18 protein-coding genes and 1 pseudogene are annotated in these 24,792 nt (G+C 56.9%); 7 read left to right on the top strand and 12 right to left on the bottom strand.

All coding sequences use genetic code 11. The features are described 5' to 3' along the window. Positions 1 to 45: 45 nt before the first annotated feature. Complete coding sequence (gene ggt, locus ACGYLY_RS23605) at positions 46 to 1,899, bottom strand: gamma-glutamyltransferase (protein WP_395285216.1); 1,854 nt, start codon at positions 1,897 to 1,899, stop codon at positions 46 to 48. A 287-nt stretch (positions 1,900 to 2,186) separates the two neighbouring features. Between ggt and ACGYLY_RS23600 the strand changes: the two genes are divergently transcribed. After that, complete coding sequence (locus tag ACGYLY_RS23600) at positions 2,187 to 4,277, top strand: alkaline phosphatase PhoX (RefSeq protein ID WP_395285215.1); 2,091 nt, start codon at positions 2,187 to 2,189, stop codon at positions 4,275 to 4,277. A gap of 253 nt (positions 4,278 to 4,530) precedes the next feature. Here the strand turns inward: ACGYLY_RS23600 and ACGYLY_RS23595 are convergent, their stop codons facing one another. The 8 genes and pseudogenes from ACGYLY_RS23595 to ACGYLY_RS23560 all read right to left on the bottom strand — a co-directional run bounded on the left by ACGYLY_RS23595 (position 4,531) and on the right by ACGYLY_RS23560 (position 11,425). Beyond that, positions 4,531 to 4,854, bottom strand: a complete 324-nt coding sequence (locus ACGYLY_RS23595) for a hypothetical protein (RefSeq protein WP_395285214.1) — start codon at positions 4,852 to 4,854, stop codon at positions 4,531 to 4,533. 90 nt (positions 4,855 to 4,944) lie between these two features. Beyond that, on the bottom strand, positions 4,945 to 5,514 hold the full coding sequence (locus ACGYLY_RS23590) for a bacterio-opsin activator domain-containing protein (protein ID WP_395285213.1): 570 nt from the start codon (positions 5,512 to 5,514) through the stop codon (positions 4,945 to 4,947). After that, positions 5,511 to 6,746: an RNA-guided endonuclease InsQ/TnpB family protein gene (locus ACGYLY_RS23585; protein ID WP_395285212.1), complete on the bottom strand. Its 1,236-nt coding sequence runs from the start codon at positions 6,744 to 6,746 to the stop codon at positions 5,511 to 5,513. Before ACGYLY_RS23585 ends, ACGYLY_RS23590 begins: the two co-directional genes overlap by 4 nt. 6 nt (positions 6,747 to 6,752) lie before the next feature. Next, positions 6,753 to 6,881, bottom strand: a complete 129-nt coding sequence (locus tag ACGYLY_RS23580; protein WP_395285409.1) for an AbrB/MazE/SpoVT family DNA-binding domain-containing protein — start codon at positions 6,879 to 6,881, stop codon at positions 6,753 to 6,755. 93 nt (positions 6,882 to 6,974) lie between these two features. Continuing rightward, the gene (locus ACGYLY_RS23575; protein WP_395285408.1) at positions 6,975 to 7,601 is read right to left on the bottom strand and encodes a GAF domain-containing protein; all 627 of its coding nucleotides are present in this window, start codon (positions 7,599 to 7,601) and stop codon (positions 6,975 to 6,977) included. 122 nt (positions 7,602 to 7,723) lie between these two features. Further along, a pseudogene (locus ACGYLY_RS23570) lies at positions 7,724 to 8,887 on the bottom strand (PAS domain S-box protein); the annotation flags it as partial. Between the two features lie 116 nt (positions 8,888 to 9,003). After that, positions 9,004 to 9,423: a pyridoxamine 5'-phosphate oxidase family protein gene (locus tag ACGYLY_RS23565; RefSeq protein WP_395285211.1), complete on the bottom strand. Its 420-nt coding sequence runs from the start codon at positions 9,421 to 9,423 to the stop codon at positions 9,004 to 9,006. Between the two features lie 658 nt (positions 9,424 to 10,081). Continuing rightward, the gene (locus ACGYLY_RS23560; RefSeq protein ID WP_395285210.1) at positions 10,082 to 11,425 is read right to left on the bottom strand and encodes a glutamine synthetase family protein; all 1,344 of its coding nucleotides are present in this window, start codon (positions 11,423 to 11,425) and stop codon (positions 10,082 to 10,084) included. A 98-nt stretch (positions 11,426 to 11,523) separates the two neighbouring features. Between ACGYLY_RS23560 and ACGYLY_RS23555 the strand changes: the two genes are divergently transcribed. The 3 genes from ACGYLY_RS23555 to ACGYLY_RS23545 all read left to right on the top strand — a co-directional run bounded on the left by ACGYLY_RS23555 (position 11,524) and on the right by ACGYLY_RS23545 (position 14,002). Then, positions 11,524 to 12,624, top strand: coding sequence for an amidohydrolase family protein (locus tag ACGYLY_RS23555; RefSeq protein WP_395285209.1), 1,101 nt, complete (start codon positions 11,524 to 11,526; stop codon positions 12,622 to 12,624). A gap of 285 nt (positions 12,625 to 12,909) precedes the next feature. After that, positions 12,910 to 13,374 (top strand): cupin domain-containing protein, encoded by a 465-nt coding sequence (locus ACGYLY_RS23550; RefSeq protein WP_395285208.1) that lies wholly within the window; start codon positions 12,910 to 12,912, stop codon positions 13,372 to 13,374. Further along, complete coding sequence (locus ACGYLY_RS23545) at positions 13,271 to 14,002, top strand: cupin domain-containing protein (protein ID WP_395285407.1); 732 nt, start codon at positions 13,271 to 13,273, stop codon at positions 14,000 to 14,002. The genes ACGYLY_RS23550 and ACGYLY_RS23545 overlap by 104 nt, the downstream gene beginning before the upstream one ends. 56 nt (positions 14,003 to 14,058) lie before the next feature. On the opposite strand, the gene ACGYLY_RS23540 is transcribed toward ACGYLY_RS23545, so the two are convergent. Next, a complete protein-coding gene (locus ACGYLY_RS23540; protein WP_395285207.1) occupies positions 14,059 to 15,333 on the bottom strand; it encodes an RNA-guided endonuclease InsQ/TnpB family protein in 1,275 nt (424 codons plus the stop codon). Positions 15,334 to 16,364: 1,031 nt separating this feature from the next. On the opposite strand from ACGYLY_RS23540, the gene ACGYLY_RS23535 reads away from it, so the two are divergent. Beyond that, positions 16,365 to 16,595: a CopG family transcriptional regulator gene (locus ACGYLY_RS23535; RefSeq protein ID WP_395285206.1), complete on the top strand. Its 231-nt coding sequence runs from the start codon at positions 16,365 to 16,367 to the stop codon at positions 16,593 to 16,595. Between the two features lie 1,894 nt (positions 16,596 to 18,489). Here the strand turns inward: ACGYLY_RS23535 and ACGYLY_RS23530 are convergent. Beyond that, entirely contained in the window at positions 18,490 to 19,752 is a 1,263-nt protein-coding gene (locus ACGYLY_RS23530) for a HEAT repeat domain-containing protein (RefSeq protein ID WP_395285205.1), read from the bottom strand. 168 nt (positions 19,753 to 19,920) lie between these two features. Here ACGYLY_RS23530 and ACGYLY_RS23525 point away from each other — a divergent pair, with 168 nt between their 5' ends. Further along, entirely contained in the window at positions 19,921 to 21,876 is a 1,956-nt protein-coding gene (locus ACGYLY_RS23525; RefSeq protein WP_395285204.1) for an alpha-amylase family glycosyl hydrolase, read from the top strand. Between the two features lie 119 nt (positions 21,877 to 21,995). Further along, positions 21,996 to 22,190, top strand: a complete 195-nt coding sequence (locus ACGYLY_RS23520; protein ID WP_395285203.1) for a hypothetical protein — start codon at positions 21,996 to 21,998, stop codon at positions 22,188 to 22,190. 59 nt (positions 22,191 to 22,249) lie between these two features. Here the strand turns inward: ACGYLY_RS23520 and ACGYLY_RS23515 are convergent, their stop codons facing one another. Next, positions 22,250 to 24,439 (bottom strand): ABC transporter ATP-binding protein, encoded by a 2,190-nt coding sequence (locus ACGYLY_RS23515; protein WP_395285202.1) that lies wholly within the window; start codon positions 24,437 to 24,439, stop codon positions 22,250 to 22,252. Positions 24,440 to 24,792 lie beyond the last annotated feature (353 nt).

The following is a 24,792-nucleotide window of genomic DNA, read 5'->3' as shown; positions in this document are numbered from 1 at the left end:
AATATTATTACCTAAAAAATATCGTTCATGTCGGCCGATGCCCGACTATTCCGACCCGTCGTACACGGCGCCGTTCCGTCGACCGTCCGCCGCGCCGCGGTATTTCCCGGAATCGAGCACCCGAATCGCCTGCACGTTGCCGAGTTGCGTGGGGTCGTCGTTCAACGCGTGACCGCGGGCGCGTAACTTCTTTCGCACCCCATCAGGGACGCCTTCCTCCCAGTAAACGGCCGGATCGACGTCGGCGTAGAGACGCGGGGCGGCAATCGCCGACTGAAGGCTCATTCCGTACTCGACGACGTTAAGCAGAACCTGTGCGACGGTCGTGATGATGGTCTTGCCACCGGGTGAGCCGACCGTCATGTACGGGTCGCCGTCGCGGAAGACGATGGTCGGACTCGTGCTGCTCAGCGGTCGCTTGTTCGGCTGTACTTCATTCGGCCCGCCGGGAGTCGCATCGAAGTCAGTGAGTTCGTTGTTCAACATGAACCCGTAGCCGGGCACCATCATCTTCGTCCCGAAGAACTGCTCGATGGTGCTGGTCCACGAGACCATGTTTCCGTCGCTGTCGGCGACGGTGAAGTGCGTCGTCTGCCCCCTGTCGGACTGGAGGTCCGTCGCTCGACGCTCTCTCGTCCCGGAATCCCCGAGCGGACTGACCCGATAGGGGTTTCCGGGTTGGAACGACCACGGGTCGCCGGGCGAGCGCTCCGGTCCGGCCTCGTCGAATGAGATGAGTCGGCGACGTCGCTTCACGTACTCGTCGTCGAGGAGTCCTTGCCACGGCGCGTCGACGAACAGTTTGTCGCCCATGTACGCGCCACGGTCCGCGTAGGCGAGGTGGAACGCCTCGATGAGCGCGTGATAGCGCTCGAAGGACCGCGAATCGTACTGCCCGAGGTCGAAGGGTTCGACGAGCTTCAGAATCTGGCCGATGGTCAACCCGCCGGAACTCGGCAGCGACATCGTCCGAACCGTCACGTCCCCGAACTCCACGTGCTCGGGGTGGTCCATCGTCACGTTGTACCCCGCGAGGTCGTCGACGGTCATACTGCCGCCGCTTTCCTGCACAGTTTCGGCCGTCGCCTCCGCGATTTCGCCCTTATAGAACGCGCCGATGCCGTCGTCGCGAATAAGACGGAACGTCTTCGCCAAATCCGGTTGCACGAGCGGGTCCCCCTCCTGAAGCGGCTCGCCGTTCGGAGCGAAGACCGAACGCGCGGCGTCGTTGAACAGGTCCGCGTTGTTGGCGATGGATTCCGCGAGCGGGGCGTCGACCGTCACCCGAGGACAGGCGTCGGACGCGAGCGAAATCGCGGGGTCGATGAGTTCCGCCAGCGATTTCGAACCGAACCGCTTGAGCGCGACGTCGCAGGCGCGGAGCGTTCCGGGGACGCCGACCGCCTGTCCGCTGGTGTGTCGTTTCTCGAACGGAATCGGCTCCCCGTCGTCGTCGAGGAACATCTCGGGCGTCGCACCGAGCGGCGCTCGTTCGCGGTTGTCGACCGCGTACACGACGTCCTCGTCGGCCGAGTAAACAAGCATGAAGCCGCCGCCGCCGATTCCGGAACTATGCGGTTGGACGACGTTGAGCGCGAACTGTGTCGCGACCGCGGCATCGACCGCGTTGCCGCCGCTGGCGAGGACGTCCGCACCGACCCGCGTCGCTTGCGGATGAACCGTCGCGACCATTTCGTCGCCGGTAGCCGTGGCGACGTTCCCCGCCCCTTGCTTCACGCGGGTCCCGTCGTCGGAGGGCTCGCCAGCACTCACGGACGCGACGCTCGCGCCGACGGTCGCCATCGACCCTTTCAGGAACGTTCGTCGTTTGGTACTTCCGCCCTCTCCAGTCGGTGCCGTATCGGATCGTCCCCGCTCCGCATCGTTTTCTCCATCCATCCCATCAGTATATGGATTTGAGTCGGATAAGTATATTTTATTAATTTAGATACTAAGAATTGAAGATTGAGATAGTGATTTAATGTTTGGTTCGAGAACGACCGAGCCGGAGTCGAACGTCTTCCATCATCGTCGCGAAGAGTCGTGATACGGACTATCATCGTGGTGCCCGGGATGGATAAACGATGAATGGGGATATTTCGTCAATTATATTTAAATCTTGTCAGTTTATATTATATATCCTTATTTAGAATAATTATATGTATTGCTGCAACCCTCACGAATATATGGGTAAAAAAGTCACCCGCAGAGGGGTACTAGCCGCAACTGCATCGACAGCCTTCCTCAGCCACGCTGGAACGGGAACGATGACGAAAGACCCGGCGAAACACGGTCACGAGGACGAGGAAGAGGGGACCCTCCATCGATTCGCGACGAGCGCCGCCGGTGCGGAGGTGACGGGCCTGTACGTCACGGAGGAGGGGCAGTTCTTCTTCAACGTCCAACACCCGAGCCGCGAGAACGACGACCCATACAACGAGGGAACAATCGGGGCCGTCGTCGGAGTGAATATGAACGACCTCCCTCGGGATTTTCCGAGCGTACAACCCTCGGAAAACGAGGAACAGGCGGGGAACGTTCGGTTGGCGCGGGGGAGCTACCAAGTTCTCGCACAGGGCGGCGAGGAAACCGACAGCGGCGAGTCGCTCGGCATCCCGACCACGCCGGACGGAACGCCGGTCGGCGACCTCGAAGGGTCGGAGTACTCCGAATACGGGTACTGGCCCGACTTCAACGGCTTCGTGCCGGACGACGAGATGGAGGACGAGGGGTATCTGTTCACGAACTTCGAGACGCAACCGGGGATGATAACCCGGCTTCACCTCCGTCAGCGCGGGAACAACGGTGGGTGGGAGGTCGTCGGTGCGGAAAACGTCGACGAACCCCTCCGCCGCGTCGAGGGGACGAACATCAACTGCTTCGGGAGCGTCAGTCCCGAGGGAACCCCGATGAGCGCGGAAGAGCAGTACTCGCACCCGGCCACCCGGTTCTGGAATCGGCCGAAACCGGCCACCATCAACGACAGCCCCGGCATCGAAAGCGAGGAGGTTCAGGGGAGCTTCGGCCTCAACGGCGTCGAGAAACAGGCGTTATACCTCGGCGGAACGCGGGACGGTGAGGAAGTCGACGTACCCGAGAACGGAACGGCGACGCTCATCTCCGACACGTACGCGAACCCGTACCGGTACGGCCACATCGTCGCGATGGGGAATCCGACCGCGGACGAGGTGACCGACGTGGAGGCCACGAAACTGACGACGTTCGGCCGCGCGGCACACGAAGTCGCGGTGGTCATGCCCGACCAACGGACGGCGTACACGAGTTCCGATGGCACCGGGAAGTGTTTCTACAAGTTCGTCGCCGACGAGGACGTGGCCGGACGGGGCGACGTCACGGAGTACGGTTCGAAAGGGACGCTGTACGTCGCCAAGGCGGACCAACGAGGCAAACTGAACGGCAATCCCGCGGAGGTCGGCTTCGAACTCGACTGGATACCGCTCGGCCACGCCGACCTCGACGAAATCGAATCGTGGATAGCTGAGTACGATGGCGTCACGCAGGCGGACTACCTCGCGATTCGATCGGAGGTCGATGAACTGGACGACGACGCGAGCCTCGCGGACATCGACGCCTACGTCGAGGAGAACGGGAACCCGTTCTACATCACGCCGGACGAAGTCGAAGCGTGGGCCGAACAGTACGAGGACGGCGGAATCGGCTGTATCGACGACGAACTCCGTCGCGTCCCGTTCCTCGAAACCCGACGGGCGGCCGCGGCCGTCGGTGCGACCGACGAGTTCCGCAAAATGGAGGGTCTCAACATCCGCACCGGAGCCGTGCCGGGGGAGGATTTCCTCTACATGTCGATTTCGGAGACGAGCGAGACGATGAACGACACGGAGGGGGACATCCAACTCGCCGGCGACGAGTGGGGTGCGGTCTACCGCCTGCCGCTGGAAGCCGACTACGACGTTTCGAGGATGGAACCCGCGGTCGTCGGCGGGCCGAACGCGAACATCTGCGGCGGCTGTCCGTACGACGCGCGCCCGGATTCGAAGAGCAACGTCTGTCCGGATTGCGGGTACAACCCGACGGAGGAAGACGATAACGGGACGACCGGTGGCGGGATGAAAAAGCTCGGCAAGGCCGCATCCGACCTCGTGACCGGGGACGACTTCGAGGAGGAGAACGTCATCTCCAATCCGGACAACCTCGTGGTCATGCGGGACAAACGGGTCATCATCGGCGAGGATACGAGCAACGAAGGACACGAGAACGACAACATGATCTGGATATACACCCCGGAAGGCTGTTAGCTCCGCACCCGAGCGTGCGGGGTAATGGATTCCTCTCGGTGTGTCGTTCGGTCGTCGCGGAAAAGGTGACGGGGCGGGGTGAGTCGGGAGTGATGGCGCCAGACCCAGCGAATGCCTCATGAAGGGTATGTCGGAGGCTGCCTCGCCACAATATGTAACTTCACCGGGCATGGTAAATGCTTTGTGGTGCGATTAGAAAATAAAACAATCACGTTCTGTAACAAGAATCCGGTCGAAGCGCTTCATCGCTACGCTACTCATAGAACGTACTGATCTCGACGAGCGTTTCGAGTTGGGCATCCCCGCAATAGCGTACGGTCTCGTTCTGGCGATCGTACTCGACGATGTCGTAATCCGCGAGTTTCGGCAGGTGTTTGTGAATCAGGTTGATTCGTGCCCGTCGCTTCGACTCTTCGTCCTCCCCGACCTGAAGAACCTCGACCAGGTTGGAGAGGGGGAAGGTGGATTTATCCGTTTCGTGGAGGTGAACAAGGACGAGGCGTCGTTGGCGGTCGGCCAACAGTTCGTGAATCGTTTCGACGGAAAGTCGTCGATTATCGACGTTCGTAGATGACATTGAGACAGTAAACCAGTCCTAGCCATAGAAACCCGATACCTTATCAATTAGGTACTCGCTGGTAACTCGCTGCGAATGCGCATCCGCGAATCAGGACGACCCCGACGTTTCCGTAAAGATCGCGGTGAAGAGTTTTCGATGGGCCGCTTGCAGGTGTTGATGGAACGTCGGTGGTGAGATACCAAGTGCTCCGGCCAACTCCTCGCCCGTACTCTTTCGCGGGGACTCGAAGTATCCACCGTGATACGCCATTTGCACGACTTCGCGTTGGCGGCCCGTCAATTGCTCTTGGAGTTGCTTGCGAAACTCCGTCGGAGAATCGATCGTCCGCTCGAACTCACGTTTCGCCGCGAGCCGGGCCTCCGGATACACGGTCTGCATGGCATCGACGAACGGCCGCACCTCGGTCATTGCGGGGACGCGAATGGTGAGGGAGCCTTCCCCGTTCGTGGTACGACCCGAGTGGATGTGCGCTCCGAGTTCTATCAGTCGTCGTAGGGCGGGTTCGTCCCCCTCGAACAGGAATTCGAACCGACTGCTCTCGGTGTGCGTACTGATGCACCTCGCTTGCTCGACTCTCGGAGAGCGGTCGGCAGAGGTGAGTACGTTCTCCGAATCGACGTCGCTCGCAGTGACGTAGTGAACCTGCCCCGAGGTCAAGCCTTGGGGCTTCCTGCTTCAACGACGCGCTTTGCATCCACCGCAACCGGGGTGAACGTAGGGAGCGCAGTCTGCACAAGCATTAATTCGGAGCGTCCCGCCCCTATCTGCTCTAAACCGCGAGACAGAATGTTCTTTGCCGCATTCAAATCACGATCCTCCTCGTGACTACACGCTGGGCACGAATGTTCACACACCCAGACCGACTTCCACGTCTCCACACCACACCGCGAACACTCCATCGTCGTCCCGTTTGCATCGACTCGGACAACGCGGGTCCCATACAACTCTCCCTTGTACTCCAATAAACGAAGGAACCGTGACCACGCCGCATCTTGCTTGTTCTTCGCGTTATGCGAATCCTCAAGCATCGGTTTCACGTTCAAGTCCTCGACAGCCACCAAGTCGTACTCTGTGACTAACCACGTCGATAACTTGTGCTGGTAGTCGAGAACTTTCCGTTTGATAGTTCGCTTCGCCTTCGCTACCGTCTGCCGCTGTTTCTCCCAGTTATTCGACCCGTGTTCCTTCCGATCAAGTTTCCGCTGCTCCCTTGCATACCGTTTGTACTCCTCTTCCAAGTTGAGCATATCCACGGAAAGATTGTCGGATGTATGAATATATGAGAGGATGCCGAGATCAATACCCACACAGTCAGCGTTATCCAATGTTTCTGGATCAGGTTTCTCTGGGAGTTCCTCTTCGGGTGTTCCAGTGATGAATGAGACTAACCACTCGCCGGTTGTCTCTTTCTTCAGGATGACGCGCTTGATATCTTCCGTTTTTGGGATGGGTTGGTGTTCGCGGACAGGGATGTAGCCGATTTTGGAGAGTTCGAGTTGCACGTATCCGTCTTGACCCGTGTTGTGATCCACGTCGAAGCCTTCTGATTGATACGCGACTGACCGGAACTCGCCTTCTCCTTGCCACTTGAGCCGCCCTGTCTTGTATCCGTTTTCGCGCCGCCCTTTCAGTGGCTTCGTATCCTTGTGGATTTGCGAGACAGTTTGTTGGGCGGCGTGAGCGGATACTTCACTATAACTCGGCCATTGTTTCTTCCACTGGGTGAGCTTCTTGTGTTGCTCGTATGCAGCAGGTCGGTTGCCTTTCTCGTAGGAGTAGTAGTCGCGGACAGCATCGTTTCGGATTTGGCGGTGAATTTCTATGCGCCGCCATGCTTCGCTGGCTACCTCTTCGGACGGGTAGGCACGACAGCGAAGCGCGATGTCCATTCTGAGTTACTCCTCGATAGTGGCTTTTTCCACGGTGAGTTTGAGCCGGTCTCCGGGCTGGAGTCCGAGCAGTTCGCGTGTTTCTTCGGGAATTGTGATTTGCCCACGTTCTCGGAGAGTTGGATAACATTCCATCTGATTCATACTTACTCATTCATATCGAATTGTATTAAAAATGATGGTATCTGAGTTCGGTAGGCTGTAGGCCGAGTGTTGAAAGAGGCAACATCAGGCAGTGTCGGCATTAACCTTCGGGGTCAAGCCCCGAGGCACTCTGCCTTGTTCTCTGTAGAGAAGGCGCTCAGTCGAGGTCGGCACAACGGCATCGAGGTTTAACTGGCAGTCGAGTTCGTCTGAAACGGTGAAGAAGAACGCGTCCGTTCCGGTGAAATCGAACTCGAACTCGACGACCCGGTCCGTAAAGAGGAGCTGTTGCATCTTGATGGTGTAAATCGCGTAGCCGAGCGTCGCGCCGAGCTCGTCGAAGATTTTCCGTTCTCTATCGCTGAGAAGCTTGGTTTGGGAGCCGTAGACGACGAGGACGCCGTACGTCGTTTCCCCGTAGTTGAGCGGCACACAAATGGCCAAGCGGTATCCCTGCGATAAAGCCGCTCGACGGACCGACGTCGGAAATTCGGGATCCGTCTCGATGTCGTTGACGACCTGAATGCCCCGGTTTCGAGCGCCTTCGCCGCTGCACCTCGTTCCGTGTCCTCCGAGTCCGCTTCGCGAATCGCGTCGACATACGACGCTTCGACGTTGGAAGCGTTCCGAATGGTGATTCCGTCCGTTGCTGGTTCGAGGTCGCTGATGAGGGCCGCCCGATACAGGTCGGAGTTTGCGATGGATTCGCAAGCCAGCGTTTCGATTTCGCTTTGGGTCGTGGCCTCGACTACGGATTTGTTGACCTGTCTGAGGACGGCGTTGATCTTGGAGATCGTCTGGAGGATTTCGCGTTGGCGTTCGAGCGCGGACTCACGTCGCTTCTGGCGTGTCGTGTCCTCCGCGATCCCGACGAACCGATGGAGATCACCGGTCTCGTCGTAAACGGGAAAGCTGGTGTCCGCAATCCAGCGAACCGTCCCGTCGGGCTGGACGATCCTATACTCCGCGGTGTACTCGCTCTGGAGCGTACCCGCCTTCGAATCGCGCATCATTTGGAGAAGCACCTGCTCGGCCCGGGGGCGATCATCGGGATGGATGGCTTCGATATACGTTTCCAAGTCTTCGTGAACCTGCCTCGGGGTCAATCCCCGAGGCTTCCTGCTTCGGCGACAGGACTTGCACCACTGCGGCACAGCGGTCCCGGTCTCCATAGGCATTCTCCCTTGCTGGGAAGGATTGGACCGTCCCGGTCCTACCTGGTTCGACAGGCGTTCCGGAACGGCGCGTTCCGGACGCCGGGATTTTGTACAAATCCCGTGCTTACGTCCGAAGTGGCCGCGCGGCCTGTTTCGGTCAAAGAAACGGGCGGTCAGACGATAAAGCTTACGCGATTCACCCGCGAGGTCAAGCCTCGCGGCACTCTCGCTGTGGTTTCTGTAGAGCGATTCCCGTGACTGTCCCCACACGTCTTCGTAGGCCGGATTCACGTACAGTATTGTGGAGAGGTCAGCGTCCGACATCCAGAGGACGCTATCGATGTGTTCAGCGATCTGTCTGAAACGCGCTTCGCCGTCCAGGCGTCTTTTCCGACGTTCCTCCCGTTCGGTAAGGTCCCGAACAATTCCCGTGAAAACTCGCTCGCCTCCGTAGTCCTGTTCGGTAAACGAGAATCGAAGGGGAAACCGTTTCCCGTTTGCGGTACGTCCGACCCACTCGAACGTCGTCCGGTGGACCGATTTCGACACCTGCTCCGCTTCGTGAATCACCTCCTCGAACGCATCGACACAGAATCGCTCGTCCCGTGGCGGGAAGAGCATGCGCATTCGAGAACCGGTTAGCTCCGCGACGTCGTACCCGAAGAGTTCTTCAGCCGCTCGATTTGCGAAGCGGATCCTTCCCGACGTATCGAGCGTGAGAACGGGCTCACACGCCTCCACTATCAACGTTCGAAAGAACGCCGATTCCGCGTCCCCATCGATGAGCGAACTCCGATCGGAATGTATCCCGTCCGTATCGGACTCATCTGAGCGAGCCATTACGTGGTGCAGTGTGTATCCAGTACGCATAACCGTTTGTCTTGGTATCCCATAGCGATTCGTTAATCATTGTCGAGGAGAGGTAAGAAAAGCACATCTCGCGTTCGTACTCGTAACTAGAATTGCATCGCGGTCGCCGACGCGACTTCGATTTCGAGCAGCGTGTTCGGCGGGTCGTCGGTGAGCGATTGGCGATAGTATTCCGGCCACGCTTCCTCATCGGGACCCAGATATTTCGCGAATATCTCGCGTGCCGCTTCGTTGATTCGTTCGGACTCCTCGTGTATCGTCGCACTTCCCAGCAGGGAGACCATCCACTCCGCATCCCCGTCGGAGTTCTTCTCGATCGAAATCGCAACCCGAGGGTTCTCCTCGATGTTCGCCAGCTTCTTCCCTCCGGTAAGGACGACGAGTCCTCCATCGTCGTAGGCGTACCAGACGGGGGCAACGTGTGGTCGGTCGTCGACCGAGGTTGCGAGGTGGGCCATGAGCTTCGCATCTCCGATGAGTTCTTCCGCGTCGGATGAAATGCTCATATCCACCCTTCGCGCTCCATCGTCAAAGCTTAGTACCAGAAAACCAAGCAGATCTATTCTGTCGACATCATTTGAGTCAGTCTAGTCAGTCCGTCAGTTTATCAACCGGATTTCAGTCGACGAAAGACCTTGAACTGAGTACCTAGCAACCGAAATAGACTATCCAACGGCGATGTGTCACATTACCTTTCACACCAGTGGGCTGAGAGTCGATGAGATGGCAGGTATCTTACCCGTTAATATCATATTGAATACTTGTTGATACCTATAAAATTGGGGAAGAGGAGAATGTATTGAGGCAGCACTAATGTCACATAATTTATATTTTTATCCGACATTTATTTGGCCAGACATGACGAAGAGTCACTTGTAGAAATATGGGTCACCGGGTGATAACATGGACACTGAAAAAATTAAGAAGCAGATCGCATTATTTCTTATTCGATGGCTCATCAGACTTCATTTAATCGAAAATCCTAATAAAAAGTGGCAAGAATGATTGGATTAAGGCACACCAGCCAGTAATACCAGTCAGCAATACCAGTCAGCAATACCAGTCAGTAATATCAACCAGTATTATCTTGGGGCTGGCGAAACTGAAAAGTAGAAACTGGAAGAGTCAAATAATTTACTAGCAATACTAGACATATTTGGGTTACTAGTAGAATCGGGTGTACGTATCGACGTCCCAGTCTGTTACGGCGCTCATCGCGTCGTCCCACGTCGCTCGTTTCACCGCAACGTACGTTCGATGAAGCTCGCTCCCCATCGCCTGCTCGAGAACGTCATCCGCTTCGAGTTCGTCGATTGCCTCGCCGAGCGACCGCGGGAGGCGTTCGATATCACGACGCTCTCGCTCCGCCTTCGAGAGATCCATCGGATTGACATCGACCGGTTCTCCCGGGTTGAGGCCGCGTTCGATTCCGTCCCGACCCGCGGCCAGTACGCCGAGCAGCGCGAGGTACGGATTCGCCGTGTTGTCGACGGCTTTGAGCTCGATTCGCGTCGTCGCGGCCGACTCCGTCCACTGCGAGGATGGGATACGGACCATCGCCTCGCGGTTGTCGAACCCCCACGCCGTGTATGCCGACGCCCACGCGTCGGGCTGAAGCCGCTTGTACGAGACGACGGAGGGCGCCGTCAGCGCCACGAGCGCTCTCGCGTGGTCGAGGACGCCGCCGACGAACTGTCTGCACGTCTCGGAGATGCTGTACGGCGACTCGTCGTCCGGCTCGTAGAACGCGTTTTCGTCTCCCTCCCAGAGCGAGAGATGGAGATGGCTGCCGCTCCCCGCGTGCTCCGGAAACGGCTTCGGCGAGAACGTCGCTCGGAGGCCGTGGTTCGCGGCCACCGCTTTCACCGTTAGTTTGTAGAACGTCTGGTTGTCGGCAGGCGTGAGACCATCGCTGTGCGCTATCGCGATTTCCTGCTGTCCGGGGCTGTACTCGGGGTAATAGACCGACATCTCCATCCCCTGCGCGGCGAACCCGTCGACGATTTCGAGGACGATTTCGTGCGCATTCTGGATGCCGTCGGCGGTATAACAGCCGCTCCGGTCGAACGGCTCGAACCCGTCTTCGGTTTCGCGGACGAGATACCACTCGGGTTCGAACGCGGCGCGCGATCGATATTCGAACGTGTCGAGGAAGGCCTGAAGCCGCGAGCGAGGGTCGATTTCCCACGGGGTCTCATCGAGCGTATACAGATCACACATCATCGCGGCCCCGCGGTTCACATACGGGAGCAACTGAAACGTCTCGGGGTCGGGTACGAGTCTGACCTCTCCGACTCGGTCGAGCGGTGCCTCGTCCGTCGGATAATCGGTGTCGGTGAACGCCTGTTGAGCCTGTGCGATGTTCGCACCGTTCGCGAAAACGCTCGCAATATCGTCAGCGTTGACCACACGTCCCCGTTCGACGCCCGCGTTGTCGACCCAGAAGAGTCGGACGAGTGCGACGTCGTCGCTCGTGCAGCTATCGATTACCTCGGATTCCGTGGGCATGGCACTGTTGGGATACGACGGCGACGAACGTCATCATTGCGACAGGAAAAAACGTCGCGTGACGAACGGTTATTGAAATCGTCGCCGACTATGGTGGTATGTCCATACGTGACACGGTGGAGTCGGTCAGCTTGATCGACAACCACGCTCATCCGGTCGAACCACTCGCCGAATCCGTCATCACCGATTCGTTCGCCGAGTATTTCACGGAGGGAGCGCTTTCGGCCGTACACGCCCGAAACACGCTCAACTATCGGGCCGCGTTGGCACTGCTTTCGGAGCAGTTCGGCGGGGCCACCGAGGCCGAACTGTTGAAACGGCGCGTATCGGTCGACCTCGAATCGTACTGCCGGGAGTTGATCGCACGAACCGACACCGAGACGATTCTCGTCGACGATGGCTATCCGGACGTTTCACCGGTCGAGTTTCGGGCGTACACCGACGCGACCATCCATCCGATTCTACGACTCGAACCGATAATCGAGCGACTGCTGCCCGCACACGAGTCGTTCGACGACTTCGTCGATGCGTTTCGAACGGAAGTTGAAAATGCACTCGACGGGGAGTATGTCGCCCTCAAGTCGATAATCGCGTATCGCACCGGCTTGGATATCGCCGATCCCGACCGGGGCGCGACGGTACGGGCATTCGAGCGATTACGGGCGAACTGGGACGGCCGTATCGCCGATCCGGTCGTGCTCGAGTATCTGCTTCATGAAGCGACGTGTATCGCGGCGGAGTACGACGTACCGATTCAACTTCACACGGGATTCGGCGATATCGATGCCCATCCTCGATTCGTCGATCCCGCCTACGCCTACGGTTTCCTCCGATCACACTCCGACGCTTCCATCGTGCTTCTTCACGCCGGATATCCGTACGTTCGTAACGCGGGGTACGTGACCTCGACGCTGGACAACGTCTATCTCGATATCTCCCTCGCGATTCCCTTCATTCAACACGGCTGTGAACCGCTCTTGGAACACGTTCTGGAACTCACACCGACGACGAAACTGCTCTACGCGAGCGATGCATCCAGCGTTCCGGAACTGTACGTGCTCGCCGCAAACCGCGTCCGGACGGACCTCGCAGCGGTCCTCGAACGCCTCGTGAATGATGGATTTCTCTCCGAAACGTACGCGATTACGACCGCTGAAAACGTCCTGCGTGAGAACGCGATTCGACTCTACGATCTGTGATTTGCGGTACGGCTTATGGACAACGAACGACGGGAAGAGAGGAATCGCTCGAAACACGCGGGGTCCCGTGTACCCGCTGGAGGCGGTACAGCGGCACGTTCAAGTCGCTACCGGGCGTTTGGCTGACGGGTGTAGGAGTCGATCTGCAGGGGTTGGGGGGCCGGATCGAAACGGACACCGACCAGTTCGTCGTGGTCGCCATTTGCTCGGCCCGCTTTGCTCGCGTTGGGCACCTTTCCGCGTGCGTTCGTAGACACGCCCGATACGAAAACCGGAGATCGAAACATGCCAGACAAGACAGACGGCGCCTCCGACGACGAACCACAACCGATCCAGGACGGGCGCGGTGCGTCCATCCTCGGCCCACGTAACATACCGTTAGAGCGGGAGAACCCGGACTTGTTGGCCTCTCCCGACACCGACGCCGGAACGATACCCAACCTCAAGTTTCCGTATGCGGAGGCGCGAAATCGCCTGACAACGGGCGGCTGGGCGCGGGAAGTGACGAAGCGTGAACTGCCGGTTGCGACGGATCTCGCAGGGGTGAACATGCGTCTAAAACCGGGGGGAATCCGGGAACTCCACTGGCACAAGGAAGCCGAGTGGGCGTACATGCTCGCCGGTCGTGCCCGGGTCACCGCCGTCGATTCGGACGGCCACAACTTCATCGACGACGTCGGCGAAGGCGACCTGTGGAACTTCCCGGCGGGTATCCCGCACTCGATTCAGGGATTGGAAGAGGGGGTGTGAGTTCCTGCTGGTCTTCGACGACGGGGATTTCTCGGAGAACGAAACGTTCCTCATCACGGATTGGTTCGACCACACGCCGCGTGAGGTTCTCGCCAAGAACTTCAGCGTTCCCGAGGAGGCCTTCGACGACTTGCCGCACGATATCGACCACACGCGATACGTTTTCGACGGTGAAGTCCCCCCGCCGGTGAGCGAGGATGCGGTCGATTCGCCCGAGGGATCGGTTTCCCAAACCTACACGCACCACTTACTGGATCAGGAACCGAAGGAAGTGGAAGGCGGGCAGGTCCGTATCGTCGACTCGTCCAATTTCCCCGCGGCGAGCACCATCGCGGCGGCGCTCGTCGATATCGACCCGGGAGCGATGCGCGAACTTCACTGGCACCCCAACGCCGACGAGTGGCAGTACTACATCAGTGGGAAGGGTCGTATGACCGTCTTCGCGTCGAGCGGTACGGCGCGAACGTTCGATTATCAGGCGGGGGACGTCGGCTACGTCCCGTTCGCGATGGGACACTACGTCGAGAACACCGGCGACGAGACGCTGCGTTTCCTCGAAATGTTCCGCAGCGACCACTTCGCGGACGTGTCGCTCATTGACATCCTCCGCGCGCCTAAAGGCGCGTGAATCCTCACCGTTGGGGATCTCGGCTCATGCCGATTCACCACGTGAGCGACTTTCCGCTATACCGGGAGCGTACTCTGGTGTGTGCGCACTTCTTTGGGACTTTCGCGAGGGTGTGGTTTCCCCGACCATCTGTGGTCGTCCCACTCAAATCGCACGGGCCGTGCCATCGGCCTTGGTTGTTCGTTTCGCTGTCTTAGGAACATCTCGGACGCGGTGAGGTCGGCGTGGCCTTCGAACCCACACGGGCACGTGAGCGAGTCGCGCTCCCGCACCATCCGGTCGGTTGACTCGCACTCCGGACAGATTGTCGATGTCCACGCTTCCGACGCTTCTTTCACCGAGATGCCAAACTCGTTGGCGGTGCATTCGAGTCGGTCGATGAACTTCTTGAACGCCCAGAAGTCGTGCGTCTTCTCGTTTGCTCGTACTGACCAGCGTGTCGAAAGCACACCTTTGAGCTCGCCTACCCAGATCGTCGAGACACCCTCCTCATGGAGTCGCTCAACAAGGTTGCGGACGAGTGCGTTTTGCATGTGTTCACGCCAGTTTGTCCGACCGCGATAGAGTGACCGAATCCGGTTTGACGAGTAGCGGTTCTCGGGGAGCTTCGATTGTAGTCGGCCGATTTCGAGAGTTGTGTCCCTGAATCGCTCGAATTGGTCGCGTCCGTGGTACAGTAGTTGCGTGCCTGTCGTTGTACTGCAAGCGACGAGGTTGTTCGCACCGATATCCAGAGCGGCGGTTTCGTCCGCTAATGGTGTTCCGAGTCGAGGGTGAGAATCCGCCACCTCGACCGGCTGAAATGCCCTGTATTGGTCCGAGTGTTCGTCATACTTGATCTCCAACTGGCACTGCTTGCCGTCCCACCGTGGTTCGCCCGCAACTTCGAGGCGAAGGCGCTCTCGATATCCAAGACCGTATTTGTCTTTCAGGTCTTCGCCGACCGGGATTTCGAGACGCGACCGATCACCAAATTCCAGCGTGTAGGAATCGTTTCGGATGTGGGTCATCAGCATCCGGCCGTCCTCTTCGTTGCCGCGATACCCCGGCAGATTCGCATCGGGGTTATCCTCATCGAAGAACGAGCGCCACGCTTGGTCATTTTTTCGGATGACAGACCGGGTAGTCGCGGCTCCGAGAACGTTGTTGTAGCGACCGTAACAGTCGTCGGCATCCCAGACGCTTTCGCCGTCGAAGAAGTGTTGTCGGCGTCCGAACGTGAGTTCGTTCCAGAGACTGGCAGAGGCGTCCAACAGTTCGTGTAGCAACTCCGCGCCCTGTTCGGAGCGGGGGCGTACGACGAATTGGTGGTTCGCCTCATTACTATTCACTACGAACAGAACATACATGAGTGTATGTGTTATGAATGTAGTTATGAGAAAGACCCTACATATCAAAGTCGAAGATGAACAGTTCGAATGGCTATCCGACGTAAAGGACACACGCGGTTTGACATGGCGGGGAATGCTTATCCACGCTGCCGAGGACTTGGAGACCCCGGGTCGGCAATAGTCGGCAGTTCTCCAATAATACCTATCGCTTGACCTCCGCCTAAAGACAGAGGTATGCGCTATCAATTCTATCAATGGATGGCGTTGACACCCCCCGAGTTGGTGAAGGCCCATATAAACTACCCCGTCCTACTCGCTCCCTTCCACCTTGCGGTAGCCGTTCACTCCTTGAGGACGGGGCTTTGCCGCTACGACATTGTTCCCCACGACCCCATGCATGGACGCGGCCCGGCTTACTCTTACCGTCCTGCCACCGGCATGGGTGTGTTTTTGACACATCCCATTCCGACCGGCGACGAGGATTGTCCCGCCGATTTAATTCCCGGTGTTCTCACGCTCGAACCAATTAGGTAGGAGAGGCCAAAGGCGTCACTTCGCGGTCGACGTTCCCGAGTATAGGGTGCGGTACTCCCGCACCACAGGTGCCAGTTTACTCATGGCACTTACTGTCTTGGGCTTGTGCCAAGGCAGCAGTAGATTATCATACGGTTTAGGGTGTATTAAGCCTTCTCGAACGGGTTCTTCTTCTCCCTACTCACTTCGTTCGTTGAGGAAGGAGGCTCCAACTTACCGGATGCTGAACCTCGACGACGAGACGCTGGCCGCACCGCGGAAGGACAAACCCGTCATCGTCTAACCGCGCTGTGTCATTCGTTTTCGTTCGATCGAAGGGGCATCTCGGAGAAATCGTTCCGCGGACGGACGACCGGTTCAACGATCGTTTTCCCGCCGTCGGAATTGATAGCGGGTTAGAACGTTCTCGAAGCGAAAACGTCGAAGTTCACCGAGTTACAAAACGGAAAAAGAACGGAGACCAGAGAATTAATCTGCCCTCGATTATGAGTGGGCGTATGGTTACATTCGAGGTAGACCTCCCCGACCGTATCGACTCCGATATCGATCGCTTCGTCGACCAAGGTGATTTCCTGAATCGAGAACAGGCGATCGAAGAACTCCTCACGCTCGGTGTGTCGGCCCACGCACCCACGGGCGAGGGCGACCAAGAGATGGACGATAGCCTCTTTACACAAGCCGTCAACGACCAGCAGGACCCGGCCAGCTATCAAGATGACCCGCTATAGGGATACGGAGTGAGCGCGATATCTGACTATTCAGATTGACCTCGTCGGTTGAACGTCGCGGTGCGAACGAAGCGCCATCGTGAACCCGAGGAGTGGTACACACGTGCGGACATTTGCGTACCGAACCGACACACCTGTGTGTTGACGTCGATGTGAACTTCGTCGTATCCTTGAACAGACCGGCCGTGTTCGAACGCCGTGAGAGGAGTGGCCGGCGAAGACGAGTACGAGTATCGAGGCATGTCGGCAACGGAGTACGCCCTCGTATATCGACGAGGCGTAGAAAGCATCGATTCGATCAGAGGACGAATATCGTGATCCGGAGGCGGTTCGTGAGGAACTACGGTCGAAGATCGCTCGGCTCGAGTGTGGAGCGGTCAATACCGTAAGTTGGTGATCACGAATCAGGTTTCGAAGTAACGAGAGAGTACACACAATCGACCACATTCTTCGGTGGTGTTACCGCGCTCACGGCGTTCCCGTCGCAAGACGGCGATGAGAGCGAGGACGACACTGAATCCTAAGAGTGTGACTGTGGCGGCCTGATGCGCTTAGATTGAGAGGGGAGTATCGGAGGATATACGCTGTCGCTTTCTTATCGTGGATGAAATGAAATAATGGTTGAATATCTTTATTATCGGTATATATCTCTTTATTGTCTTTTCGACGGGTGTTATTTGACAACTATTCACATGATCTCCGAAAGCTGTAGTATTGTGAAATCTCCACAAATATACTCACAGTGTACGCTTTGTCGATCGATCTCTTTTTCTGAATATACTCAAGTTATATTTTTATAGTTTATCAAATCTAAAATCGATGATACATGATTGATCAGCGTACAATCTAATGTACATCATGACCACCTAGCATCGTAACCGTTGACGAAGAATCCAGTACCCGAAGTCAGACACTTCGGTAATACAATGAGATAGTTCCACCACAACCACCGAAATATTAGTGAATATCATAATACCAAATAGAAATTCTTCTGGTGTGATATTGTAATAAATGGACAATATTATTTGTCCTTGAGGTCGGCAGCAGTCCTGTCAGCACGTTCGTTGCAACGCATTCGATATAGGCCATCGGTATATAATCCATATGATATAAAAGTCGAAAGATCCCAAATGTGATCGATTGGTGTTCGGTCGGACGTTTGCGATACGCTGAATTTTAGTGTCACCGAACAAACTTGTTCAGACATCATCCTCACAATACAGTAATAGTCGTTGTTCAAACTCACCGATTTAACGGAGAAAGGAGTATTCTTCCTTATTCTTCAGGAAGGATCGGGGCCTGGTGAGCGTATTCGGTTCGGTGTGAGGAAACGAAGGTCTGATATTCACATGAACGGATAGTTATTACAGTGGGATATCATACCAGGGAGAACAGATGTCACCCTTTACAGGGCTAAAGTTGTAATGTATTTATTAGAGATCGAACAACACCCCCACAAAAGCGATGGAGGAGGACGCCAGGCACTATAGTCGACACAGCGCCTGTCCGCCTACTCACCAGATCAAGAGCGTACCGTTGAATCGGTGGTTTCGGTGAAATACCGCACGATTATTATCGATATTTATCCTGTACGTGAATTTTACCGTTGAACTTGTAGCATACGAGCAGCGAACTATACGGTTATAAATCGGGGAGCCATCCGTTCGTTGTGAGTGAACGATCGGTCCTACGCGAGAACCTAAAATCGCATCCAACCAATAGCGACGCTCAAAACGAGCGATTCGACGCGGGGTTTTCGAGGTACGCTACCGTCGACGGCAGAATTCTACATTATCCGTGTCTGAAAACGGAGAGGGTGAAAAACAGGTACCCGCCACTCGGCCGATGTAACGTATTTAGTTCTCAGTCCAAGTGTACTCCCAGAAGATAGTCATCACCGGTCTTCAAGCATCTGGATGGCCTCGCTTGCAGCGTTTCGAACCTGATCAGCGGGATCCGATGTCGATAGTTCCTGGAGTACTGGTCGAGAGATGTCGTCACCGACAAGTCCGAGTGCCCAGATGGCACTTCCTCTCACGTACTCGTGCTCGTCGTCTAGAAGAGCACGGAGATCAGTCACCGCCGGTTCGATCGGTTCCGGTTGATACTCCGCTCCGTAAGTAAGCAGTACAGCAGTTGCTCCACGGGTACTTGGCTCGTCGTCGCGTAGGAGACCGGTAATCGATGGAATCAACTCTTCGACCGCCGGGCCGACCTCGTCGAGATGATCTTCCCCGAGAGCGGCGAGTATCCGAATTGCTGCTCCTTGCAGTTCCGAGTCGCACGAAGTTCGAATTGTATCGGTAAGTTTGGATAATACGGGAAGTACCGCCTCGGAATCGGTATTCACGACGAGGGAGATGATATTCATGAGAGCGAGTTGCGCTTGTGGATTTGTCTCGGTCTGAAGTAGCCTTCCCAACGGCGTGATCGCACTTACTAGGTCGGCAGGTCGACGCTCAGCTATGAGTCGGAGTGTGAGTATCGCTCGTGCACGCTGTACTTCTCGATCGATTTGCTCTCGTCGTGACGCCTCCGCGATCTCCCGTCGAGTTATCTCACTCGTGACTCGATCAAGCCTGTCCGGTTGCTCCCAGCACGTTCGCTCACGCGCGAGGTTGACGAGTTCCGGGACCACGGGGACGACTTTCTCCGGCGCCGCTCGTGCGACCGGAACGACGATGTCGAGACCACGCTGGCGAAGAAACGACAGTTCGCTATCGAGTAACCAGCCACATCTCGATGCGGCCAATTCGATATCCGAAGGATATTCCGATGCGATTTGAGACAGCGCTAGTGCGGCATTGTCCGCAACGGGACCGGGAGCGTCTTCTAACGAGTCCACAAGCAATGGAACGAATTCTCGAAGCCTCTCGGGACGGGATTCTGCCAGTTGGACAGCAACGAGAGTGGCCATCTCGCGCACTTCGTGGTCTTCGCCCTTGAACACGATTTCCAACTGTCGGATGACCTGCTCTGTCCGGTCCGGGCTCTCCTCGCACACGTTCACTACCTCCTCTACGAGGTCGAGATACTGTGCGGAATCGATAGAGTGGAAGAGTTCGAGCAGATCGCTCGGCCCTTCATCCGTGAATTGCACTCCGATTCGACCGCCGAGCGTTCGTATGAGGCGAACGTCTTCTTTTTTCTGTGGCATGCTCAGTGAGAGTACCTCACAATTGATTTGGAAGTACATAAACTCCGTACGTCTAGATTCGTGCCGAGAACACGGACCGAGAGATGTCGGCGTTTGATCGTGTTTGTGCGGACGGTATCGGAGTGTCTCGCAGAAAGAGATAAGTCAGTCAAGCAGGTCGGGTGAAGCATGCATCACCCCGGACCGCCACGGTTCGTTACTGTCGATGAACCCACTCTACTCGCACCACGCAATCCGGACCCGGACGGAGAGTTCGTTTGGACGATCGCCGAATCCCCCGACGAGAGCGAAGCGTCCGTCTCGGAGACACCGATCGTCGAATTCACGGCGGACACCGCCGGAAAGTACCGATTGGAACTCTCGGCACCTGATGGAATGCATTCACTCACGATCCGTGCGTTCCCCGACAACCGCAATCCGGTAACGATCGAACTTCCGACCGACAAACGGCCCCTGAGCAATGCGGATATTCCACGAATTCTGATGAGCTTAGATGGCAACACAGACATCCGGGATTACACGACGTTCTCCTCACCGGGTCGACCACGTGTTTCCCTCGATACGACGATCGAGGGAGACGAGGTCGTTATTGCCGCAACAGCCAGGTCAGCACCCGATAGTACCTACGCCGACGACGAGCTTCAAATCGAGTTTTATTTGGACGACCGAGATACCCTGCGTAACGACTTCAACGGTAACGGATCCGCGGTGCGATTTTCCAGAAAGGATATCGAAGGAACCGTCCGAATACATGCTGTCGCAGTCGGCGAGCGCCATAGCGTCGCGGATGTCGTCCGATTACAGTCCGGTGATGGAGCGGTACACGTCGAACGTCCGAACGATCCACCGGAGTGGGCGCGAGGAGCGACAGTTTACGAAATCTGCCCGCGACAGTTCGCCGGGGACCCCACAGATTCCAAGCACGCAACTGACGGGTATACTGCAACGTTCGTGGATCTCAAAAAGCGTGTTCCGTATCTCGAATCCCTCGGCATCGACTGTGTCTGGGTGATGCCGATTCTCGACACTCGAACCAGCCACGGATACCAAGTCACCGATTATTTCACCCCCGCTGCAGACCTCGGTACACGAGCGGAGTACGAATCGTTCGTCGATCGCTGTCACGAAGCGGGCATCAAGGTAATGTTCGACCTAGTCATCAACCATTCGGGCTTCGATCACCCGAAATTCCAGATGAGCGCGGCGGAGGTCGATGAATACCGTGATTGGTACACGTGGGATGACGATACGTACGAGTATTACTTCAATTGGACCCATCTGCCAAACTTCAACTATCGGAATCTCGCGGTCCGAAGACACCTTCTCTCGGTGGTAGACGAGTGGGCGGGTCTCATCGACGGGTTCCGCTGTGACGTTGCATTCGGCACCCCACACGGATTCTGGAAAGAGGTTCGAGATCGGATCAAGGCCGAACACCCGGACTTTTTGTTGCTCGATGAAACGCTACCTCGAGACGCATCGTATCACGAGGGGGAGTTCGATATGCACCACGACACGACACTGTATCGAACGCTGTGTGATATCGGTGAGGGTCGAGAGCCCGCCGCTGCCATCTTGGACGCTTCCGAGGCCCACGAGCGGGAGGGATTCCCCGAAAGCGTACTGCACTTTCGGTACGTGGAGAATCACGATATGCCACGATACTTGAACGAGTACGGTCGCGCGCCATTGCAGGGCGCGGTAGCAGCGATATTTACGCTCCCGGGCGTTCCGATGATCTACTACGGCCAAGAGCGTGGGATCGACGAATCGGGATGGCCACAATCACCGATGCCGTGGCACGACGGAGACAACGAGTTGACGCGGTTCCATCGGCAACTGATCGCCGCACGCTCGGAGAACCGAGCACTACGGAGAGGATCGCTAGAGCGGATCGTTTGGTCGTCCGAGTCAGCCGAGGTAGTCGCGTTTGCTCGTGAGGATGGTGACGACCGCGTCATCGTCGCGGTGAACTTCGGAGACACGCCAGCGACCGTTTCAGTCGACGAGGACATTGACGCGACGGATTTGGTAGCCGACGAGGAGATCGACGTTCGAAGGAAAGGAGACCGTACCGAGTTCGCGGTCGATCGGGTGGTCGTTCTATCCGACTCGGGAAACTGACGGGAAAAACGGGCTGAACGGAAAGCGACCATCCCGTGGGGGAAGTCCGACTATCGACACCGTTCGGTTTCACCATCACCGGCGATATCTTAATCAAGGTCTGTTTCTTCTGGCTTAGCATGCAATCGCCCGAACTCCTGAAAATCCCGTTCACCATGAACATTCTGTTTCTACTCCTTCTGTTGGCATCGTTCCCATGGTTGCGAGAGGGGTCGGCGACGTACTACATTGCTCTGCTGAGTTTAGGGATCGTGACGTTCTCATTGCTCCTGTTCGGTGGTCTCCTCTGGCGAAACGCTCCGCTGCTAGACTGAGTCGCGTCCGTTTTCAGGAACAGGAGAAACGAAATGGGTGTGATCGCGGTGAAACCAGGTCAGTCGCCCGCCGGGGGAGCCTGAGTCTCACTTAGCTCGTCGGTATCTTCGAGCGGTTCGCTGTTCCAATACTCGTGGAGATCGTCCGTTCTGAAGCACGAAACGAGGTGCTCGGGGTCGACTTCGTCGTGGGTGGGGGTCTGATACTTACAGACTTCACGGGCTTCCGGGCATCGAGTATGGAATCTGCATCCGCTCGGCGGATTGACCGGATCCGGAATATCGATCTTCCGCATCGGCGTCTCGCTACCGTCGGATTCGGATCGAAGATGCGGTGTCGCCCATTTCAACACTTTTGTGTAGGGGTGTTGAGGGTCGTTGAGAATCTGCTTCGCCGGACCGATTTCGACCAACTTGCCGAGATACATCACGCCGATCAAGCCGTCGGCCTTCTCCGCGAGGTACCGTGCGTTGGAGAAGTCGTGAGAGATGAACAGGAAAGAGGTGTTGAATCGTTCCTGAAGGTCGAGAAAGAGGTCCATCATCTCGATACGGAGTGAAACGTCGAGCGCACTGATCGCTTCGTCGGCCAAGATGAGGTCGGGGTTCATCAACAGCGCCCGAACGAGCGCGACACGCTGCTTCTCGCCGCCGGACAGTTGGTGAGGATACCGATCCGCATAGTCCTCCGGTGGTGACATCCCGACGGTTTCGAGCATTCCGAGGATTCGGGCCTCGCGGTCCTCCTTGCTGAGGTCGGACTGCCACATTCGAAGGGGCCATGCGAGCGTGTTCATGATCTTCTGGTTCGGATTCAGCGAACTCCCGGGGTCTTGGTGGATGATCTGTAGTGACCTGTTGATCTCGTCGAACGGAACCTCGACGGTACCGTTCTTGTCCTTCGCATCCCAGATGTCCTGGCCGCGGTATTCGACGCTGCCGCCGGTCGGTCGCTGAAGACCGATCGCCGCCTTCCCGAGGGTCGTTTTCCCACAGCCGGATTCACCGACGAGCGCGATGACTTCGTTTTCAGGGATCTCTAGCGAGACGCCGTCGACAGCGTGGACCGTATCCGGATCCGAGAACCACTTACCGAGAATCCCCGAATCGCTCTCGAAGAAAACTTCCAAGTCGCTGAGCGAGACGACCGTCTCGTCATTTCCTGTGGTACGTACCGCCGTCGATTCGGCGACGACCTCCGCTTGCGTATCGAGGTTGAACGGGATCTCTCGAGCGGCATCTTTCCAGTGATGGCAAGCAGTTTCGTGGTCCTGCTCGACCCGCGAGAACGAGGGATGCACTTCCCGGCAGGTCTCATCGGCAAGTGGACACCGTGGATGGTAGGAACAGCCTCTTGGCACGTTAACGGGAGCGGGGCTGGATCCCTCGATCGCCTTCATTTCTTCGAGCGGTGCGTCGAGGTTGGGAGTCGCATTGAGGAGTGAACGCGTGTACGGATGGGCCGCATGTTGGAGGATCTCCTCGGTCGTTCCGATCTCGGCGATCTCAAACGCGTACATGACGGCGAGACGGTCGGCCAGTTCGGCCACGAGCGGGAGGTCGTGAGTGATGAAGATGATCGTGATATTGTACTTCTCCCGAACGGATTCGAGAAGCTTGAGGATGGACCGCTGCATGAGGAGGTCCAATGCAGCGGTCGGTTCGTCCATCACCAATATGTTCGGTTCGAGCACCATGCTGAGTGCGATGAGGGTTCGTTGCTGCATTCCGCCGGAGAGTTCGTGCGGGTACGAATCGAGAACCCGTTCCGGGTCGAGATACAGATCGGAGAGCAACTGTCGCGTCCGTTCCAGCCCCTCTTCGACGTCCGCGTCGTGTGCGTTCAAGGTCTCCACGAAATGCTTTCGGATTGAACTCGTGGGATTGAACGAACTCATCGCCCCTTGAAACACCATCGCGATCTCCTCCCATCGAAGCTTACGGAGTTCCTCATCGGAGAGGCTAAGCACGTCGACCGGCTCCCCTCCGGGCGGAAAGTACCGGACTTCGCCGGTCAGGACACCTGGGTTGACCACGGCGTCAAGTACTGCCGATGCGAGCATCGACTTACCGGAACCGGACTCGCCTACGACACCGAGGAGTTCTTCTCGATAGATATCGAGGTTCACGTCCTTGAGTACTTTCGAGTCTCCATCGATATCGAAACTAACGCTTGCATTGCGGATCTCGAGGATGATATCATCGTCGGGAGAGCGCTGCATTTCCGAGTGAGATTCGCTCACCGTCATCTATGCCACCGCTGGTGAATTGAACACGAGTTGCTTGTTCCGGCCACTGATCAACCGCGAGTGGCATCTAATACCACAGGACATACTCCAGACTGTAGTCCCAACCTATAAAAATGTTCGTCATACGTTCGGGCGAACGAGTGCACGGCGACGAATCGAGCACGGTATTCGAGTCTGCACGGAGCGACGTAGATTGGAACGATTTTCCACCGATTTCGACTTCGAACCGGATAGCGTCGCAAGCCGTTCAGACCCGATCAGATTTCACCGCGCACGTCGTGAAGGGATAAGACTGCCCGAAACCAGTCCGACTGTCGGTGGATTGACTGATGATAATGTTGTGCTCCGGTGGA

The sequence above is a fragment of the Haladaptatus sp. CMAA 1909 genome, assembly GCF_043952005.1.
Lineage (GTDB): Archaea > Halobacteriota > Halobacteria > Halobacteriales > Haladaptataceae > Haladaptatus.
The sequence above is the reverse complement of the archived record's forward strand: the minus strand, read 5'-3'. Positions and strand labels throughout refer to the sequence as shown.

What these genes read in the sequence shown, in the direction of transcription:
- ggt (WP_395285216.1), bottom strand. Translation starts at nt 1,899, where the DNA reads ATGGATGGAGAAAACGATGCGGAGCGGGGACGATCCGATACGGCACCG.
- ACGYLY_RS23600 (WP_395285215.1), top strand. Translation starts at nt 2,187, where the DNA reads ATGGGTAAAAAAGTCACCCGCAGAGGGGTACTAGCCGCAACTGCATCG.
- ACGYLY_RS23595 (WP_395285214.1), bottom strand. Translation starts at nt 4,854, where the DNA reads ATGTCATCTACGAACGTCGATAATCGACGACTTTCCGTCGAAACGATT.
- ACGYLY_RS23585 (WP_395285212.1), bottom strand. Translation starts at nt 6,746, where the DNA reads ATGGACATCGCGCTTCGCTGTCGTGCCTACCCGTCCGAAGAGGTAGCC.
- ACGYLY_RS23580 (WP_395285409.1), bottom strand. Translation starts at nt 6,881, where the DNA reads ATGGAATGTTATCCAACTCTCCGAGAACGTGGGCAAATCACAATTCCC.
- ACGYLY_RS23565 (WP_395285211.1), bottom strand. Translation starts at nt 9,423, where the DNA reads ATGAGCATTTCATCCGACGCGGAAGAACTCATCGGAGATGCGAAGCTC.
- ACGYLY_RS23560 (WP_395285210.1), bottom strand. Translation starts at nt 11,425, where the DNA reads ATGCCCACGGAATCCGAGGTAATCGATAGCTGCACGAGCGACGACGTC.
- ACGYLY_RS23555 (WP_395285209.1), top strand. Translation starts at nt 11,524, where the DNA reads ATGTCCATACGTGACACGGTGGAGTCGGTCAGCTTGATCGACAACCAC.
- ACGYLY_RS23550 (WP_395285208.1), top strand. Translation starts at nt 12,910, where the DNA reads ATGCCAGACAAGACAGACGGCGCCTCCGACGACGAACCACAACCGATC.
- ACGYLY_RS23535 (WP_395285206.1), top strand. Translation starts at nt 16,365, where the DNA reads ATGGTTACATTCGAGGTAGACCTCCCCGACCGTATCGACTCCGATATC.
- ACGYLY_RS23530 (WP_395285205.1), bottom strand. Translation starts at nt 19,752, where the DNA reads ATGCCACAGAAAAAAGAAGACGTTCGCCTCATACGAACGCTCGGCGGT.
- ACGYLY_RS23525 (WP_395285204.1), top strand. Translation starts at nt 19,921, where the DNA reads ATGCATCACCCCGGACCGCCACGGTTCGTTACTGTCGATGAACCCACT.
- ACGYLY_RS23520 (WP_395285203.1), top strand. Translation starts at nt 21,996, where the DNA reads ATGCAATCGCCCGAACTCCTGAAAATCCCGTTCACCATGAACATTCTG.
- ACGYLY_RS23515 (WP_395285202.1), bottom strand. Translation starts at nt 24,439, where the DNA reads ATGACGGTGAGCGAATCTCACTCGGAAATGCAGCGCTCTCCCGACGAT.